The 15,700-nt window shown below is 69.4% G+C and carries 12 protein-coding genes; all 12 read right to left on the bottom strand.

The features are described from left to right. Positions 1 to 9 precede the first annotated feature (9 nt). The gene (gene pgi, locus OH768_RS39395; protein WP_406461030.1) at positions 10 to 1,662 is read right to left on the bottom strand and encodes a glucose-6-phosphate isomerase; all 1,653 of its coding nucleotides are present in this window, start codon (positions 1,660 to 1,662) and stop codon (positions 10 to 12) included. Positions 1,663 to 1,708: 46 nt separating this feature from the next. Continuing rightward, positions 1,709 to 2,980, bottom strand: coding sequence for an MFS transporter (locus OH768_RS39390; protein ID WP_406461029.1), 1,272 nt, complete (start codon positions 2,978 to 2,980; stop codon positions 1,709 to 1,711). A gap of 132 nt (positions 2,981 to 3,112) precedes the next feature. Beyond that, entirely contained in the window at positions 3,113 to 3,448 is a 336-nt protein-coding gene (locus tag OH768_RS39385; RefSeq protein ID WP_003957010.1) for an RNA polymerase-binding protein RbpA, read from the bottom strand. Between the two features lie 208 nt (positions 3,449 to 3,656). Beyond that, complete coding sequence (secG, locus tag OH768_RS39380) at positions 3,657 to 3,890, bottom strand: preprotein translocase subunit SecG (RefSeq protein WP_328832163.1); 234 nt, start codon at positions 3,888 to 3,890, stop codon at positions 3,657 to 3,659. A 104-nt stretch (positions 3,891 to 3,994) separates the two neighbouring features. Further along, positions 3,995 to 4,771 (bottom strand): triose-phosphate isomerase, encoded by a 777-nt coding sequence (gene tpiA, locus OH768_RS39375; protein ID WP_406461027.1) that lies wholly within the window; start codon positions 4,769 to 4,771, stop codon positions 3,995 to 3,997. 5 nt (positions 4,772 to 4,776) lie between these two features. Next, positions 4,777 to 5,988 (bottom strand): phosphoglycerate kinase, encoded by a 1,212-nt coding sequence (locus OH768_RS39370; protein ID WP_406461026.1) that lies wholly within the window; start codon positions 5,986 to 5,988, stop codon positions 4,777 to 4,779. A 138-nt stretch (positions 5,989 to 6,126) separates the two neighbouring features. Then, complete coding sequence (gap, locus tag OH768_RS39365; RefSeq protein ID WP_406461024.1) at positions 6,127 to 7,137, bottom strand: type I glyceraldehyde-3-phosphate dehydrogenase; 1,011 nt, start codon at positions 7,135 to 7,137, stop codon at positions 6,127 to 6,129. Between the two features lie 189 nt (positions 7,138 to 7,326). Continuing rightward, entirely contained in the window at positions 7,327 to 10,284 is a 2,958-nt protein-coding gene (locus tag OH768_RS39360) for a M14 family zinc carboxypeptidase (RefSeq protein WP_406461022.1), read from the bottom strand. A 307-nt stretch (positions 10,285 to 10,591) separates the two neighbouring features. Then, on the bottom strand, positions 10,592 to 11,581 hold the full coding sequence (gene whiA / locus OH768_RS39355) for a DNA-binding protein WhiA (RefSeq protein ID WP_406461020.1): 990 nt from the start codon (positions 11,579 to 11,581) through the stop codon (positions 10,592 to 10,594). Then, positions 11,572 to 12,639: a uridine diphosphate-N-acetylglucosamine-binding protein YvcK gene (gene yvcK / locus OH768_RS39350; RefSeq protein ID WP_406461018.1), complete on the bottom strand. Its 1,068-nt coding sequence runs from the start codon at positions 12,637 to 12,639 to the stop codon at positions 11,572 to 11,574. Before yvcK ends, whiA begins: the two co-directional genes overlap by 10 nt. Then, entirely contained in the window at positions 12,636 to 13,643 is a 1,008-nt protein-coding gene (gene rapZ, locus OH768_RS39345) for an RNase adapter RapZ (RefSeq protein WP_406461016.1), read from the bottom strand. Before rapZ ends, yvcK begins: the two co-directional genes overlap by 4 nt. Beyond that, on the bottom strand, positions 13,640 to 15,682 hold the full coding sequence (gene uvrC, locus OH768_RS39340; RefSeq protein ID WP_406461015.1) for an excinuclease ABC subunit UvrC: 2,043 nt from the start codon (positions 15,680 to 15,682) through the stop codon (positions 13,640 to 13,642). Before uvrC ends, rapZ begins: the two co-directional genes overlap by 4 nt. Positions 15,683 to 15,700: the final 18 nt, after the last annotated feature.

Here is a 15,700-nt window from a genome sequence, read left to right as displayed (position 1 = left end):
TTCGCTGTCTCAACGCCCGCGCAGCTCGCGGTACTTGGCGACCAGGGCCGTCGTCGACGCGTCCAGGCCCGGTACGTCGGCGCCTTCGGTGAGGGCGGGTTCGACGCGCTTGGCGAGGACCTTGCCCAGCTCGACGCCCCACTGGTCGAAGGAGTCGATGTTCCAGACCGCGCCCTGCACGAACACCTTGTGCTCGTAGAGCGCGATGAGCTGGCCGAGCACGGAGGGGGTCAGCTCGCGGGCCAGGATCGTGGTCGTGGGGTGGTTGCCCTTGAAGGTCTTGTGCGGCACGAGTTCTTCGGGGACTCCCTCGGCGCGCACCTCGTCGGGCGTCTTGCCGAACGCCAACGCCTGTGTCTGGGCGAAGAAGTTGGCCATCAGCAGGTCGTGCTGCGCCTTCAGCCCGTCACTCAGCTCGGCCACCGGCTCGGCGAAGCCGATGAAGTCCGCCGGGATCAACTTCGTGCCCTGGTGGATGAGTTGGTAGTAGGCGTGTTGCCCGTTCGTGCCGGGCGTGCCCCACACCACCGGCCCGGTCTGCCAGTCGACCTCCTGGCCGTCCCGGCCCACGTACTTACCGTTGGACTCCATGTCCAACTGCTGCAGATACGCGGTGAACTTGGAGAGGTAGTGGCTGTACGGCAGCACCGCGTGCGACTGGGCGTCGTGGAAGTTGCCGTACCAGACGCCCAACAGGCCGAGCAGCAAAGGCACGTTGGACTCGGCGGGCGCGGTGCGGAAGTGCTCGTCGACGAGGTGGAAACCGTCGAGCATCTCCCGGAAGCGGTCCGGCCCGACGGCGATCATCAGCGACAGCCCGATGGCCGAGTCGTACGAGTAGCGGCCGCCGACCCAGTCCCAGAACTCGAACATGTTGTCCGTGTCGATGCCGAAGTCCGACACCTTCCCGGCGTTCGTCGACAGCGCCACGAAGTGCTTCGCGACGGCGTCCTGACCGGCCTTCAGCTCGGTGAGCAGCCAGTCGCGGGCCGAGGTCGCGTTGGTGATCGTCTCGATGGTGGTGAACGTCTTCGACGCGACGATGAACAGCGTCTCCGCCAGGTCGAGGTCGCGTGTCGCCTCGTGCAGGTCGGCGCCGTCCACGTTCGACACGAAGCGGACCGTCAGATCGCGGTCCGTGAAGCTGCGCAGCACCTCGTACGCCATCGCCGGGCCGAGGTCGGAGCCGCCGATGCCGATGTTGACGATGTTCTTGATGCGCTTGCCGGTGTGGCCGGTCCACTCGCCGGAGCGGACACGCTCGGCGAAGCCGGCCATCTTGTCGAGGACCGCGTGCACGGCGGGCACCACGTTCTCGCCGTCGACCTCGATGACGGCGTCACGCGGGGCGCGCAGCGCGGTGTGCAGAACCGCGCGGTCCTCGGTCACATTGATCTTCTCGCCGCGGAACATCGCGTCCCGCAGCCCGAACACGTCCGTGGCGGCGGCCAGCGCGTGCAGCAGCCGCAGGGTCTCGTCGGTGACGAGGTGCTTCGAGTAGTCGAGGTGCAGGTCACCGACCCGGAGCGTGTAGCCGGTGCCGCGTCCGGGATCGGCGGCGAACAGCTCCCGCAACCGGACCTCGCCGAGCTCCTCACGGTGCTTGGCCAAGGCGGTCCACTCGGGCGTCTGGTTGAGCCTGGTACGGCCGTCTGCGTTCATTGCGACTTCAGCCTTCTTTCCTACCGACCTGGGGGCCGGTTCCAACCTAATTGATCGTGGCGCGAGCGGTCGTCCCGTTGTCCTGCGGGGCAACAACAGGTACGTCCGGGTTGACCCCAGGTATCAGTGCGATGACCGACAGGACGAAGAAGGCTGCGGTGAGCAGGGCTGGTGTGTTCAGGCCCCAGGCCGTCGCGGTGAGGCCGCCGAGGAGGGCGCCCAGCGGGGCTCCTGCGACGGCCAGGGTACGGAAGGCGGAGCTGACCCGGCCCAGCATGTCGGCGGGGGCGCGCTGCTGCATCAGCGTGGTCGTGTTGACGTTCCACAGCATCCCCATGAAGCCGAAGACCGCGAGGGCCGCCACCACGGCGGTCAGGCTCCGCACGCTGCCCATCACGACGAGGGCGGCGATCTGCACGAGGCCCGCGAGCAGCACGCTCCGCAGCGGGCCGAGCCGGGCCGTGATCCGCCGGTTCAGGACTCCCCCGGCCAGGCCGCCGACGGTGTACGCGGTGGTCGCCGCCGCGTATCCGGCGGTGCCCGCGTCCAGCCGGCCGGTCACCAGGAGGACCAGGGTGGCGATCAGAGCGCCCATGCCGACGTTGCACAGGGCCGTCGCGGCGCACAGCCCGCGCAGGGGCCGGTCGCGCCACAGGGTGCGCAGCCCGTCGGCGATCTCCGCGCGCAGTGTGCCGCCCGCCGGTCTCGGCGCCCGCTCGGGTGCCCCGGTCCGCAGGGAGGCGACCAGCGCGGCGGCGAGGAGGAAGGTCCCCGCGTCGGCCACGAAGGGAACCGCCGCCCCCGCGGCGATCAGCAGGGGCACCACGGGTGCCCCGATCAAGCCGCCCGCGATCTGCTGGCCGGTCATCAGCCGGGCGTTGGCGCTGCTGAGCGCCGCGCGGTCGACGAGGGCCGGCAGCAGGGCCGTGGAGGCGTTGTCGAAGAGGGTCTGGAGCGTGGTCAGCGCGAAGGCCAGCGTGATGAGCAGGAGGATCGAGGCGTGGCCGAGGGCGACGGCCGCGGCGAAGGCGGCGACGAGAAGGGCGCGGACCGCGTCCACCGTCCACATCGCGCGCCGCTGGTCCACCCGGTCGGCGACCGCGCCGCCGAGCAGTCCGAAGACGATCCAGGGCAGATAGCCGCAGGCGGTCACGGAGGCGATGAGCAGGGGCCGGTCGGTGAGCGAGACAGCGAGCAGGGGCAGGGCGGCACCCCGCAGCGCGTCCCCGAACCGGGAGATCACGGCGGCGGTCCACAGCCGCCCGAATCCCCCGCGCCACGCGGGCACATGACTGCCCGTCACCTCGACTGTCGCCACGGCTCCCCCTCATGATTCGCCGATGCACAAACCGTAGAGGGTGCCACTGACAATCGGTCCGGAGGCGGCCGGCCGCCGGGGTGTGAAACAGCTCCGGCCAGACACCTTGTGGGCGTCCGGCCGGTTCAACTCCTAGATTTCTCCCCGCAGTTTGGCGAGTGCCTCGGCGAGGATCGCCTCGCCGTCCGCGTCGCTGCGCCGCTCCCGTACATACGCGAGGTGCGTCTTGTAGGGCTCGGTGCGCGGCGGGTCCGGCGGGTTGTCCCGGTCCTGTCCGGCGGGAAAGCCGCAGCGGGGGCAGTCCCAGGTGTCGGGGACCTGCGCGTCGCTGGCGAAGCTGGGCTGCGTCTCGTGCCCGTTGGAGCACCAGAAGGAGATGCGCAGCCGGGGCGCGGACTCGCCACGCTCGGCCTCGCCCATCGGCCCCGCCCCGACCCGGCTTCCACGGATCGCGTTGCCACTTGCCACGGTCGTAACTCCCTGCGTGATGGTGCCGCGAAGCGAGTCGGCGTTTTCGCTCCGTTGCGAGCGCCTCAGTCTACGTAAGGCCCAACGCGCGTCCAGTGGTTGGAGTTACAGCCCCTACACCTAGACGCAAGCCCCATGATAGGCCGCGCTCAGCTGCGCGTACCGAACATGGGGCCTTACGTACAGAATGTGCGTATGGAACGTGCGGTCAGTTCGTCTTCATCAGCAGGCCGAGCACGACGATGCAGGTGAACCAGAGCAGACCGAGCCCCACGGTGATTCGGTCGAGGTTGCGCTCGGCGACCGAGGAACCACCGACGGACGACGACATGCCGCCACCGAACATGTCGGAGAGACCGCCACCCTTCCCCTTGTGCATCAGCACCAGCAGCATCAGCAGCAGGCTGAAGACGATCAGGGCGATCGAGAACCCCAAAACCACGGCTGGACCAACTTCCTCGGATTCGGACGGACGACGGGGACATGGCCGTGGAGCCATGTCCCCGCAAGGGTACGACGGATCGTCGCTAAGGCCTACTCACGGTCTCACTGGTCGCGGAAGCGCACGATCTTGACGAACTCGTCGGCGTCCAGTGAGGCACCGCCGACCAGGGCGCCGTCGACGTCGGGCTTGGCCATGATCTCGGCGACGTTGCCGGACTTGACGGAGCCGCCGTACTGGATGCGGACCTGATCGGCCAGCTCCTGGGTGTACAGCTCGGCGAGCTTGCCGCGGATGGCCTGGCAGACCTCCTGGGCGTCGTCGGCGCCACAGACCTTGCCGGTGCCGATGGCCCAGACGGGCTCGTAGGCGATGACGACGGTCTCGGCCTGCTCGGCCGGGACGTCCTTGAGGCCGCCCTCGACCTGGGAGAGCGTGTGGGCAACGTGGTTGCCCGCCTCGCGGATCTCCAGTTCCTCGCCGACGCACAGGATCGGGGTGAGGCCGTGCTTGTAGGCGGCCTTGACCTTGGAGTTGACGATCTCGTCGGTCTCGGCGTGGTACTGGCGGCGCTCGGAGTGGCCGACGGCCACGTAGGTGCACTTCAGTTTGGCCAGCATCGCTCCGGAGATCTCGCCGGTGTAGGCGCCGGAGTCGTGCGCCGAGATGTCCTGGGCGCCGTACTTGATCTTGAGCTTGTCGCCGTCGACCAGGGTCTGCACGGAGCGCAGGTCGGTGAAGGGCGGCAGGACGGCGACCTCGACGGCCTCGTAGTCCTTGTCCGCGAGGGCGAAGGCGAGCTTCTGGACGTGGGCGATGGCCTCGAGGTGGTTGAGGTTCATCTTCCAGTTGCCCGCCATCAGCGGCGTGCGCGTGCTCATGTAGGTCAGTCCTCCAGTGCGGCGAGGCCGGGGAGCGTCTTGCCCTCGAGGTATTCGAGGGAGGCGCCGCCGCCGGTCGAGATGTGGCCGAATGCCGTCTCGTCGAAGCCCAGGATGCGGACGGCGGCGGCGGAGTCGCCACCGCCGACGACGGTGAAGGCCTGGGAGTCGACGAGGGCCTGGGCGACCGCCTTGGTGCCCTCGGCGTAGTCGGGGTGCTCGAAGACGCCCATCGGGCCGTTCCAGAAGATGGTGGCCGCGTCGGCGAGCTTCGAGGCGTACAGGGCACCGGTCTCGGGACCGATGTCGAGACCCATGTGGTCGGCCGGGATGGCGTCCGCGGCGACGGTGACGGGGTGGGACGGGGCCTTCGTCTTCAGGTCCGGGAAGGCGGTCGCGGCCACGACGTCGACGGGTACGACCAGTTCGACGCCGTTCTTCTCGGCGCGCTCGACGTACTCGGTGACGGCGGGCAGCTGGTCGTCCTGGACCAGGGAGGCGCCGATCTCGTAGCCCTGGGCCTTGAGGAAGGTGAAGGCCATGCCGCCGCCGATGAGCAGCCGGTCGGCCTTGCCGAGGAGCTGGTCGATGACGGCGAGCTTGTCGGAGACCTTGGAGCCGCCGAGGGCGACGACGTAGGGCCGCTTGACGTCCTCGGTGAGCTTCTTCAGGACGCCGACCTCGGTGGCGATGAGGTAGCCGGCGTAGTGCGGCAGACGGGCCGGGAGGTCGTACACGGAGGCGTGCTTGCGGTGCACGGCGCCGAAACCGTCGCCTACGTAGATGTCGGCCAGGGCGGCGAGCTGGTCGGCGAACTCGCCGCGCTCGACGTCGTCCTTGGACGTCTCGCCCGCGGTGAAGCGCAGGTTCTCGATGACCGCGACCTGGCCGGGTTCGAGGCCGCGCACCGCGTCGTGGGCGGCGGGGCCGACGGTGTCCTGGGCGAACGCGACGGGCGCGCCGAGGAGTTCGGCGAGCCGCTCGGCGGGCTGGAGCAGGGAGAAGGCCGGGTCCGGGGCGCCCTTGGGGCGGCCCAGGTGCGAGGCCACGATCACCTTGGCGCCCGCCTCGACGAGGGCCTTGATCGTGGGCAGGACGGCGCGGATGCGGCCGTCGTCGGTGATGAGGCCGTCGGCCAGCGGGACATTGAGGTCGGCGCGGACGAAGACCCGCTTGCCGTCCACGCCTTCGGCGAGAAGTTCGTCGATCGTCTTCATGAAAGGGGCTCCTAGGGAAGGCTCTTCAGGCTCTTCGGATCCGAGAGAGGCTGATCGATCACTACGCAGCGCAGGGCTCGGACAGCGCGGCGTGCGCTGCCCGAGCCCTGGCTCACATCGAGTTGCCTGCTCTGGGAACTAGAGCTGGCCGCCGACGAAGACCGTGAGGTCGACGAGGCGGTTGGAGTAGCCCCACTCGTTGTCGTACCAGCCGAGGATCTTCACCGTGTTGCCCTCCTGGACCATGGTCAGGAGGGAGTCGAAGGTGCAGGAGGCCTGGTCACCGACGATGTCCGAGGAGACGATCGGGTCCTCGGTGTAGGACAGGTACCCCTTGAGGTCGCCGTCCTCCGAGGCCTTCTTGAACGCGGCGTTGACCTCGTCCTTGGTGACCTCGCGCTGCAGCGTGACGACCAGGTCGGTGGCCGAGCCGGTCGGGACCGGGACGCGCATCGCGATGCCGTCCAGCTTGCCCTTGAGCTGCGGGAGGACCAGGGCGGTGGCCTTGGCGGCACCGGTCGTGGTCGGGATGATGTTCTCCGCGGCGGCACGCGCGCGGCGCAGGTCCGAGTGCGGGAAGTCCAGGATGCGCTGGTCGTTGGTGTACGCGTGGACCGTCGTCATCAGGCCCTTGACGATGCCGAAGTTCTCGTCGAGAACCTTGGCCATCGGCGCCACACAGTTGGTGGTGCAGGAGGCGTTCGAGATGACGTGGTGCTGGGCCGCGTCGTACTTGTCCTGGTTGACGCCCATCACGATGGTGATGTCCTCGTCCTTGGCCGGAGCCGAGATGAGGACCTTCTTGGCGCCGCCGGCGATGTGCTTCTCGGCGTCGGCCTTCTTCGTGAAGATGCCGGTCGACTCGATGACGATGTCGACGCCCAGCTCGCCCCACGGGATGTCTGAGGGGTTGCGCTCGGACAGCACCTTGATGGTGTGTCCGTCGACGGTGATCGTGTCGGCGGTGTGCGACACCTCGGCCTTGAGTCGGCCCAGGATGGTGTCGTACTTCAGAAGGTGAGCGGTGGTCGCGGTGTCACCCAGGTCGTTGACAGCCACGATCTCGATGTCAGCACCCTGCTCCAGCAGCGCGCGGAAGTAGTTACGACCGATGCGGCCAAAGCCGTTGATGCCTACGCGGATCGTCACGAACCGATCTCCTCGTTGGTACGCCGGCTCAGTGCCGGCGAGTTGTATGGGATGTCCCCGACCGCCTACGACCCTACCTCCCTGAGCCCTCCGTGGTGACATCGAGATGCCCCATACACCGCAGGGCGGTCCGTACCCGCCAGTAGGGGTACGGACCGCCCTGGATGTTCATGACATCGTCACACCGAGTCAGCTCCGCAGGGCCGCCAGTGCCTTCTTGAGCAGGGCCGCGCGGTCGGCGGCCGAGGTGACCTGCTCCAGGCCGAAGCCCAGCAGTACGGTCCGGTCGGTGGCGACCGCGCCGTATGTCTGGAAGAGGGCTCCGGTGCGGGTCCAGTCGTTCAGGACCGCGGGGCTGCCGGCGGGCGGGCCGGTCACGGTCCAGGCGCCGAGGGAGGTCTCGAAGCCCTCGGTCTGGGTCGCCGTGCCGCCCACGACGAGCGAGGTGTCGTCGGCGAGGACGCCGTGGCCGCCGGTGCCCGGGTCGGTGATGTAACTGAGCGCGACCTCAACGGACTTGCCCGCGTAGGCGCTCAGGTCGAAGCCGACCTGCTGCCAGCCGTTGGAGGCGCCGGTGAGGCTGTTCCACGAACCGGTGGTGCCGGTCGCGGTGCAGCCGCTGCTGGCGACCGTCAGGTAGTGCTTGAGCCAGGGGTGCTCGGCGACCAGGAACCCGGCCTCGCACTCCGTCGGTACGGCGGTGCTGGTGGCGCCGCCGACCTCCGGGAGCGTGGTCCAGTCGTCGGCCCCGGTGGTGTGGATCTCGACGACGGCGTGGTCGTACCCGGGCTCGGTGTCCCACAGCAGCTCGGTGCGCAGCGTGGGCTTGTCGGCCGCGGTCGCCCCGGTGAGGTCGATGGTGCGGGTGAGGCGCTTGTAGGCGTCGTCGGTGTGGACGGCGGCGGCCATGTAGGAGCCCGCGTAGGGACCGTACGGGTTGACCGTCCCGGCGAACTTGCCCGCCCCCGCGCTCGCGAACTGCGGGTACGTGGTGGGCGACAGCGAGTCGGAGGTGACGCTGTAGGTGCCCGCCCGGTCCAGCGGGTTGCCGGGCGCGCCGCTGAGCGGTCCGGTGAAGCCGTCGAGCTTGCCGGAGCCGGTGAAGCCGGTGGCCCCGGGGGTGGACGTACGCGAATAGGCGCCCAGGTAGTACTGGCTGAAGTCGTTCGAGGGGGTGCCGTCGGCGAGGGCGACGGAGCCGCCGGCCTGTTCGCCGGCCTCGATCAGCTTGCCGCCCTCGTTGAGGAAGGCGCGCAGCTGGAGCTGGGTGTCGTTGCCCGGGCCTGCGGGTCCGGAGTAGTGGACGACCGTCTTGAAGTGGTCGAGCACGCCGAGCGCGTCGGGCGCGCCCTGGGTGGCGACGTCCCAGACGACGGTCTTACGGCCGTTCGCCTTCAGCGCGTCCACGTAGGCCTGCGCCTGGGTGGCGGCAGCGCCCTCCTCGGCGACCACCAGGGTGTCGGCGGCAGGGCGTTGGGCGACTGTGTAGGTGAAGTGGGCGCTGGAGGTGGGCTTCCCGGCCTTCGTCCTGCCGGTGAACCACACCTCGACCTTGTCGCCCGGGTCGCCGTCCTTGACCTTGGCCCGGTACTCGTCGAAGTACAGGTTGTCGTCCCCGCCGTAGGTCTGGCCGCCCTTCCATGCCTTGAGCGCCACGTCCTGCGTACGGCCGCCGTTGACGCGGTACTTGAGCTCCTTGTCGCGCACGGACTTCCGTACGACTACGGAGACCTCCTGGTCGGCGCCGCGCGAGTAGGACGTTGAGAAGGTGGCCGGGGTGAAGTCGGCGGCGCCGAGGCCGACGGACGACTTCGGCTGGTCGGGGTGGACGGCCGTCTCGGCGACGGAGAGCGCGAACGGGATGTTCTTCGCGAACTCGTCCTGGATCAGCTTCTCGTCGTCGGGGAAGTTGAAGACGGACTGGCAGTCGGCCGCGTTCCAGGCGTCGTTGGGGTCGATGTTCGACGCGGTCTGGCAGGTCGACATCTCGGGGGTGAACATCGACATGCCGTTGACGTTCGACGCGTGGCCGTCCGCCTCGCCGTTGGTCGTGTACAGCTCCGAGGAGACCTGCGAGTGGTAGCCGGGGATCGCCGGGTTGTCGGGCGTACCCGCGAGGGCCTTGTAGAGGACGTCGTCCGGGGTCGGGGTCGCGACCTGCCAGCCGACTCCGTAGAGGAGGAGTTCGGCGGCGGAGTGGTAGTTGATGCCGTAGGTGAAGCCGATCCGCTTCTCGAAGTTGTCGAGTGCCTGGGTCTCGGGCTCGGAGGCCGGAGCCGTGCCGCGGTAGGTCTCACTCGTCGGGTTCGGGGACGAACCCTCGTCGTCGTAGCCCCACTTGTAGGCGAAGTTGCGGTTGAGGTCGACGCCGTCGCCCGTGGAGATGGTGCCGTCGCCGTTGACGTCCCGCAGGTTCTTGCGCCACAGGCGGGTATTGGAGTCCTTGAAGGTGTAGTCGTAGCCGTCCGGGTTGGCGGACAGCACGAACCACAGCTCGGTGGAGTCGACGATCTTCTTGATGCGCTTGTCGGTCTTGTAGTTGTCCAGGTAGTAGTGCATCAGCCGGCGGGTCATTTCCGGCGTGATCCACTCGCGCGCGTGCTGGTTGGACACGTACAGCACCGACGGCTTGGAGCCGTCCTTGGTCTTCTTCGCGTTCTTGGTCAGTTTGAGCGCGAGGATGTCCTGGCCGTTGATCGTCTTGCCGATGGACTCGACCTTGGTGAGACCGGGGTTGGCCTGCCCGGTCTTGACGATCTCCTCTTTCAGACCGCCGCTTCCGCTGTACGGCCGGAACACGCCCTGCGCCGCGTCCTCGACGCGCGTCTCGGCCTTCGCCGAAAGGGTGTGCTCGGTGAGGTCGACGCCCTGCTTCTCCAGCTTCTGGGCCTGCTGGTCGGTGAGATAGACCTCGACGGAGGTCTTGCCGGCGGCCGAGAACTGGTTGTCACCGAGTTCGTGGGCGTCCTGTCCGGCCTTCAGGAGCAGGGGTATCTGCTTCTGGGTGACGTCGGCGTGGAAGACCTTGACCTCGTCGGGGTCGGCCTTCGCGGAACTCCCGCCCTGCGCCTGGGCGATGGGTGCGATGCTCGCCCCGGCCATCAGGAGCGCGCCGACAGCGAGGATCGATCTCGCTCTGTGTCTCATGAACCCCCCTTGCGACTGTCCGCCACAGCAGCGAACAGTTGCCAGGCTCATGACACTTCATGATCGAGTCAAGGGGGCGCATCGCTACGGCCAAACGCCGGGCGAGGGTCCAAGGAGGCGTCCGCACCGGCGTGTTGAACCGGTCCCGCCGTCATGGGGCGCGGCCGGCGACTCGGGCGCGGCAGGGGCACCGATCCGAAAAAGCGTGACGCTCCTCTCGGAAGTGTCACGCTTTCGCAGCTCCGTACGCCGGCCGGCAGACGGCTCCCCTTGTGACGAGGGGCCGCCCACCCACCCTGACGGCTCGTCAGCCGACCATGTTGTCGGCCATCTCCTCGGCGATGCTGGACTCCGTGCCCGGGATGCCGAGGTCCTGGGCCCGCTTGTCGGCCATCGCCAGCAGGCGGCGGATACGGCCTGCCACCGCGTCCTTGGTGAGCGGCGGGTCGGCGAGCGCGCCCAGTTCCTCCAGGGAGGCCTGCTTGTGGTCCATGCGGAGCCGGCCGGCGGCGGCGAGGTGCTCGGGGACCTCGTCGGCGAGGATCTCCAGCGCGCGCTGCACACGGGCGCCGGCGGCGACGGCCGCGCGGGCCGAGCGGCGCAGGTTGGCGTCGTCGAAGTTGGCGAGACGGTTCGCCGTGGCGCGCACCTCGCGGCGCATCCGGCGCTCCTCCCAGGCCAGCACCGATTCGTGCGCGCCGAGCCGGGTGAGCAGGGCGCCGATCGCGTCGCCGTCACGGACGACCACCCGGTCGACCCCGCGCACCTCGCGCGCCTTCGCCGCGATCGACAGCCGTCGGGCGGCGCCGACCAGCGCCAGCGCGGCCTCCGGACCCGGGCAGGTCACCTCCAGGGAGGAGGACCGGCCGGGCTCGGTCAGCGAGCCGTGCGCCAGGAACGCGCCGCGCCAGGCCGCCTCGGCGTCACAGGTCGCCCCGGAGACCACCTGCGGTGGGAGACCCCGGATGGGGCGTCCGCGGCCGTCCACGAGGCCCGTCTGCCTCGCCAGCTGATCGCCGCCCGCGACCACCCGGACGACGTAACGGGAGCCGCGGCGCAGTCCGCCGGGCGCCATCACGATCAGTTCGGAGCTGTGGCCGAAGATCTCCAGGATGTCCCGCTTGAGCCGGCGCGCCGCCATCGCGGTGTCCAGCTCCGCCTCGATCACGATGCGCCCGCTCACCAAGTGGAGGCCTCCGGCGAACCGCAGAATGGCGGAGACCTCCGCCTTCCTGCAGCAGGTCCGGGTGACGGGGAGCCGGGAGATCTCATCCTTCACCGCTGCCGTCATCGCCATGGGCCGATCCTTCCATGCATCCGAAAAATACGGTCGTACGCGGCGGCCAACAGCTCCGGGTCGTGCCTTGGAGTTCCGTCGGTCCGGGCCACCGGCGCCAGCTCGACCGCGGCGTCCAGCCGCTTGGCGGCTTCGGTGAGCGACGCACGATCGGGCACGGCGGCCTCGTCGGCCAGCACCACGTCCAGGGCGAGTTTAGGGGCGTGTCGTCCCAAAACCTCCAAATGACGCTGCGGGGAGAAGCCATCGGTTTCTCCGGGCTGCGGAGCGAGGTTCAGGGAGAGTACCCGGCGCGCCTTCGTCTCGGTGAGCGCGTCGAGCAGTTCCGGCACCAGCAGATGCGGGATGACCGACGAGAACCAGGAGCCGGGACCGAGCACCACCCAGTCCGCGTCGAGCACGGCGGCGACGGCCTCGGGCACGGCCGGCGGGTCGTGCGGCACCAGGTGCACGGACTGCACCTCGCCGGGCGTCAGCGCCACGGTCGCCTGCCCCCGCACGGTGTCGACGGCGTCGGGTCGCGCCGGATCGTGCCCCTTGACCAGGGCCTGCAGCTCCAGCGGTACGGCGGACATGGGCAGCACGCGCCCGTGCGCGCCGAGCAGCTTGCCGACCAGGTCGAGGGCCTGGACGTGGTCGCCGAGCTGCTCCCACAGGGCGACGATCAGCAGATTGCCGACCGCGTGCTCGTGCAGGTCGCCCTTGGACTGGAAGCGGTGCTGGATGACCCGGGCCCAGGTCTGGCCCCAGTCGTCGTCGCCGCACAGCGCGGCCAGCGCCTTGCGCAGGTCGCCCGGGGGCAGCACGCCGAGTTCGTCGCGCAGGCGTCCGCTGGAGCCGCCGTCGTCGGCCACGGTGACGACGGCGGTGAGGTCGCCGGTGATGCGGCGCAGCGCGGTGAGCGAGGCGGACAGGCCCATGCCGCCGCCGAGGGCGACCACCTTGGGCTGGGTGCCGCGCCGGCGGGGCTTGCCGCCGCGGGCCTCCACGGGCCTGGTCGTACGTCCCTCGGGCACCGCTCGGCGCAGCCGGCCGAGCCGTGGGCTGCGTCCCGTCATTCCCGTCCCATGTCCCGGTGTACGACCACCGTCTCGACGCCCTCGGCCACGAGCCGCGCGGCGAGCTTCTCCGCCGTGGCGACCGAGCGGTGCTTGCCGCCGGTGCAGCCGATCGCGATCGTCACGTACCGCTTGCCCTCACGGCGGTAGCCGGCCGCGATGAGCCGCAGCAGCTCGGCGTACCGGTCGAGGAACTCCTTGGCGCCGGGCTGGTTGAAGACGTACGCCGAGACCTCTTCGTTGAGGCCGTTGAAGGGGCGCAGTTCCGGGATCCAGTGCGGGTTGGGCAGGAAGCGCATGTCGGCGACGAGGTCGGCGTCGACCGGGAGGCCGTACTTGAAGCCGAAGGACATGACGGTGGCCCGCAGTTCGGGCTCCTCCTCGCCGGCGAACTGGGCGTCCATCTTGGCGCGCAGTTCGTGGACGTTGAGGCTGGAGGTGTCGATGACGAGGTCGGCGTCGCCGCGCAGTTCGCGCAGCAGCTCGCGCTCGGCGTCGATGCCGTCGACGATGCGGCCGTCGCCCTGGAGGGGGTGCGGGCGGCGCACCGACTCGAAGCGGCGCACCAGGGCCTCGTCCGAGGACTCCAGGAAGACGATCCGCCGGGTGACGTTCTTCGACTCCAGATCGGCGAGGGACTCGCGGAGGTTGTCGAAGAAGCGGCGTCCGCGTACGTCGACGACGACCGCGATCCGTGCCACGTTGCCCTGGGAGCGGGCGCCGAGCTCCACCATGGTGGGGATCAGGGCGGGCGGGAGGTTGTCGACGACGAACCAGCCGAGGTCCTCCAGACACTTGGCGGCCGTCGACCGCCCGGCCCCGGACATGCCGGAGATGATCACCAGCTCGGGAATGGCCGCCTCGGGCACCCCGCCGGCTGTCGTGCTGTCCGTACTCACCTGTGCTCCGTCGTCCTGGACCGCCTGCTGCGAAGTCTGATCGTCGCCGGTTTCCTTGTGCGTCCGATCTCGGTCCGCTGTGGGCTGCTTCTCTTGTTCCGTCATGTCTCCTGCCCCCGTCGCTCGTCCGGGGCGCCCGCGGGTACGGGCTCCCCCGGTGCACCCGCCGTCGTCCCGGGTGTCCCGTCTTCCATGTCATCCATGATCTCTCCAGTCGCCGTGTTCACGGCGGGTGCGGCCGGGGCCGCCTGGGCGAGGGCCACCGCGATGGTCTCGGCGGTCTTGCGACCTATGCCCGGAACCTCGCAGATCTGATCGATTGTGGCGGATCGCAGCTTCTTCACCGAACCGAAGTGCTTGATCAGCGCCTGCTTGCGGGTCTCGCCGAGTCCGGGCACGTCGTCCAGGGGGCTCGCCCTGAACCGCTTGGCGCGCTTGGCGCGCTGGTAGGTGATCGCGAAGCGGTGGGCCTCGTCGCGGACGCGCTGGAGGAGGTAGAGGCCCTCGCTGGTCCGGGGCAGCACCACGGGGTCGTCCTCGCCGGGCAGCCAGACCTCCTCCAGGCGCTTGGCGAGACCACACACGGCGATGTCGTCGATGCCCAGTTCATCGAGGGCCTTCTTGGCGGCGGCGACCTGCGGCTGGCCGCCGTCGACCACCACGAGCTGCGGCGGATAGGCGAACCGCTTGGGACGCCCCTCCTCGTCCTTCAGCTCGTCGCCGTCCGCCCACTCCCCCGTCTTCTCCTTCTCGGCGAGATAGCGCCGGAAGCGGCGGGTGATCACCTCGTGCATGGAGCGGACGTCGTCCTGGCCCTCGAAGCCCTTGATCTGGAAGCGGCGGTACTCGCTCTTGCGCGACAACCCGTCCTCGAAGACGACCATGGACGCCACGACGTCGTCGCCCTGGAGGTGCGAGATGTCGTAGCACTCGATCCGGAGGGGGGCGCTGTCCAGGTCGAGGGCCTCGGAGATCTCCTCCAGGGCGCGCGAGCGGGTGGTGAGGTCGGAGGCGCGCTTGGTCTTGTGGAGGACGAGGGACTGCTGGGCATTGCGCGCGACGGTCTCCATGAGGGACTTCTTGTCGCCGCGCTGCGGGATGCGCAGCGACACGTTCGACCCGCGTCGGTCGGTCAGCCACTGCTGGACGGGCTCCACCGGGTCGGGCAGGGCCGGGACGAGGACCTCCTTCGGGACGGAGTCCCCGGTCTCCTCGCCGTAGAGCTGCTGGAGGGCGTGTTCGACGAGGGCCGCGGTGGTGACGTCCTCGACCTTGTCGGTGACCCAGCCGCGCTGGCCGCGCACGCGTCCGCCGCGGACGTGGAAGATCTGGACGGCCGCCTCCAGCTCGTCCTCGGCGACCGCGATCAGGTCCGCGTCGGTGGCGTCGGCGAGGACGACGGCGCTCTTCTCCATGGCCTTGCGCAGGGCCTCGATGTCGTCGCGCAGCCGGGCCGCCCGCTCGTACTCCATCTCCTCGGCCGCCTCCGTCATCCGCTGCTCCAGGCGGCGGATGTACGTGCCGGTGCGCCCGGCCATGAAGTCGCTGAACTCCTCGGCCAGTTCGCGGTGCTCCTCCTCGGAGACGCGGCCGACGCAGGGCGCGGAGCACTTGCCGATGTAGCCGAGGAGGCAGGGACGGCCGGTGCGGGCGGCGTTCTTGAAGACGCCGGCCGAGCAGGTGCGGACGGGGAACACCCGCAGCAGCAGGTCCACGGTGTCGCGGATCGCCCACGCGTGTCCGTACGGCCCGAAGTAGCGGACGCCCTTCTTCTTGTGACCGCGCATCACCTGCACGCGCGGGTACTCCTCGTTCATCGTCACCGCGAGGTACGGGTAGCTCTTGTCGTCGCGGTACTTGACGTTGAACCGGGGGTCGAACTCCTTGATCCAGGAGTACTCCAGCTGAAGTGCCTCGACCTCCGTGGACACGACCGTCCACTCCACCGACGCGGCCGTGGTGACCATCGTGCGCGTGCGCGGGTGGAGTCCAGCCAGGTCCTGGAAGTAGTTCGCCAGGCGCTGGCGCAGGCTCTTCGCCTTTCCGACGTAGATCACCCGGCGGTGCTCGTCGCGGAACTTGTAGACCCCGGGCGAGTCCGGGATCTCTCCCGGCCTGGGGCGGTAGCTGGAGGGATCGGCCATGTTTCACACCCTACTGGC

The sequence above is a fragment of the Streptomyces sp. NBC_01622 genome, from assembly GCF_045209635.1.
Lineage (GTDB): Bacteria > Actinomycetota > Actinomycetes > Streptomycetales > Streptomycetaceae > Streptomyces.
The sequence above is the reverse complement of the archived record's forward strand: the minus strand, read 5'-3'. Positions and strand labels throughout refer to the sequence as shown.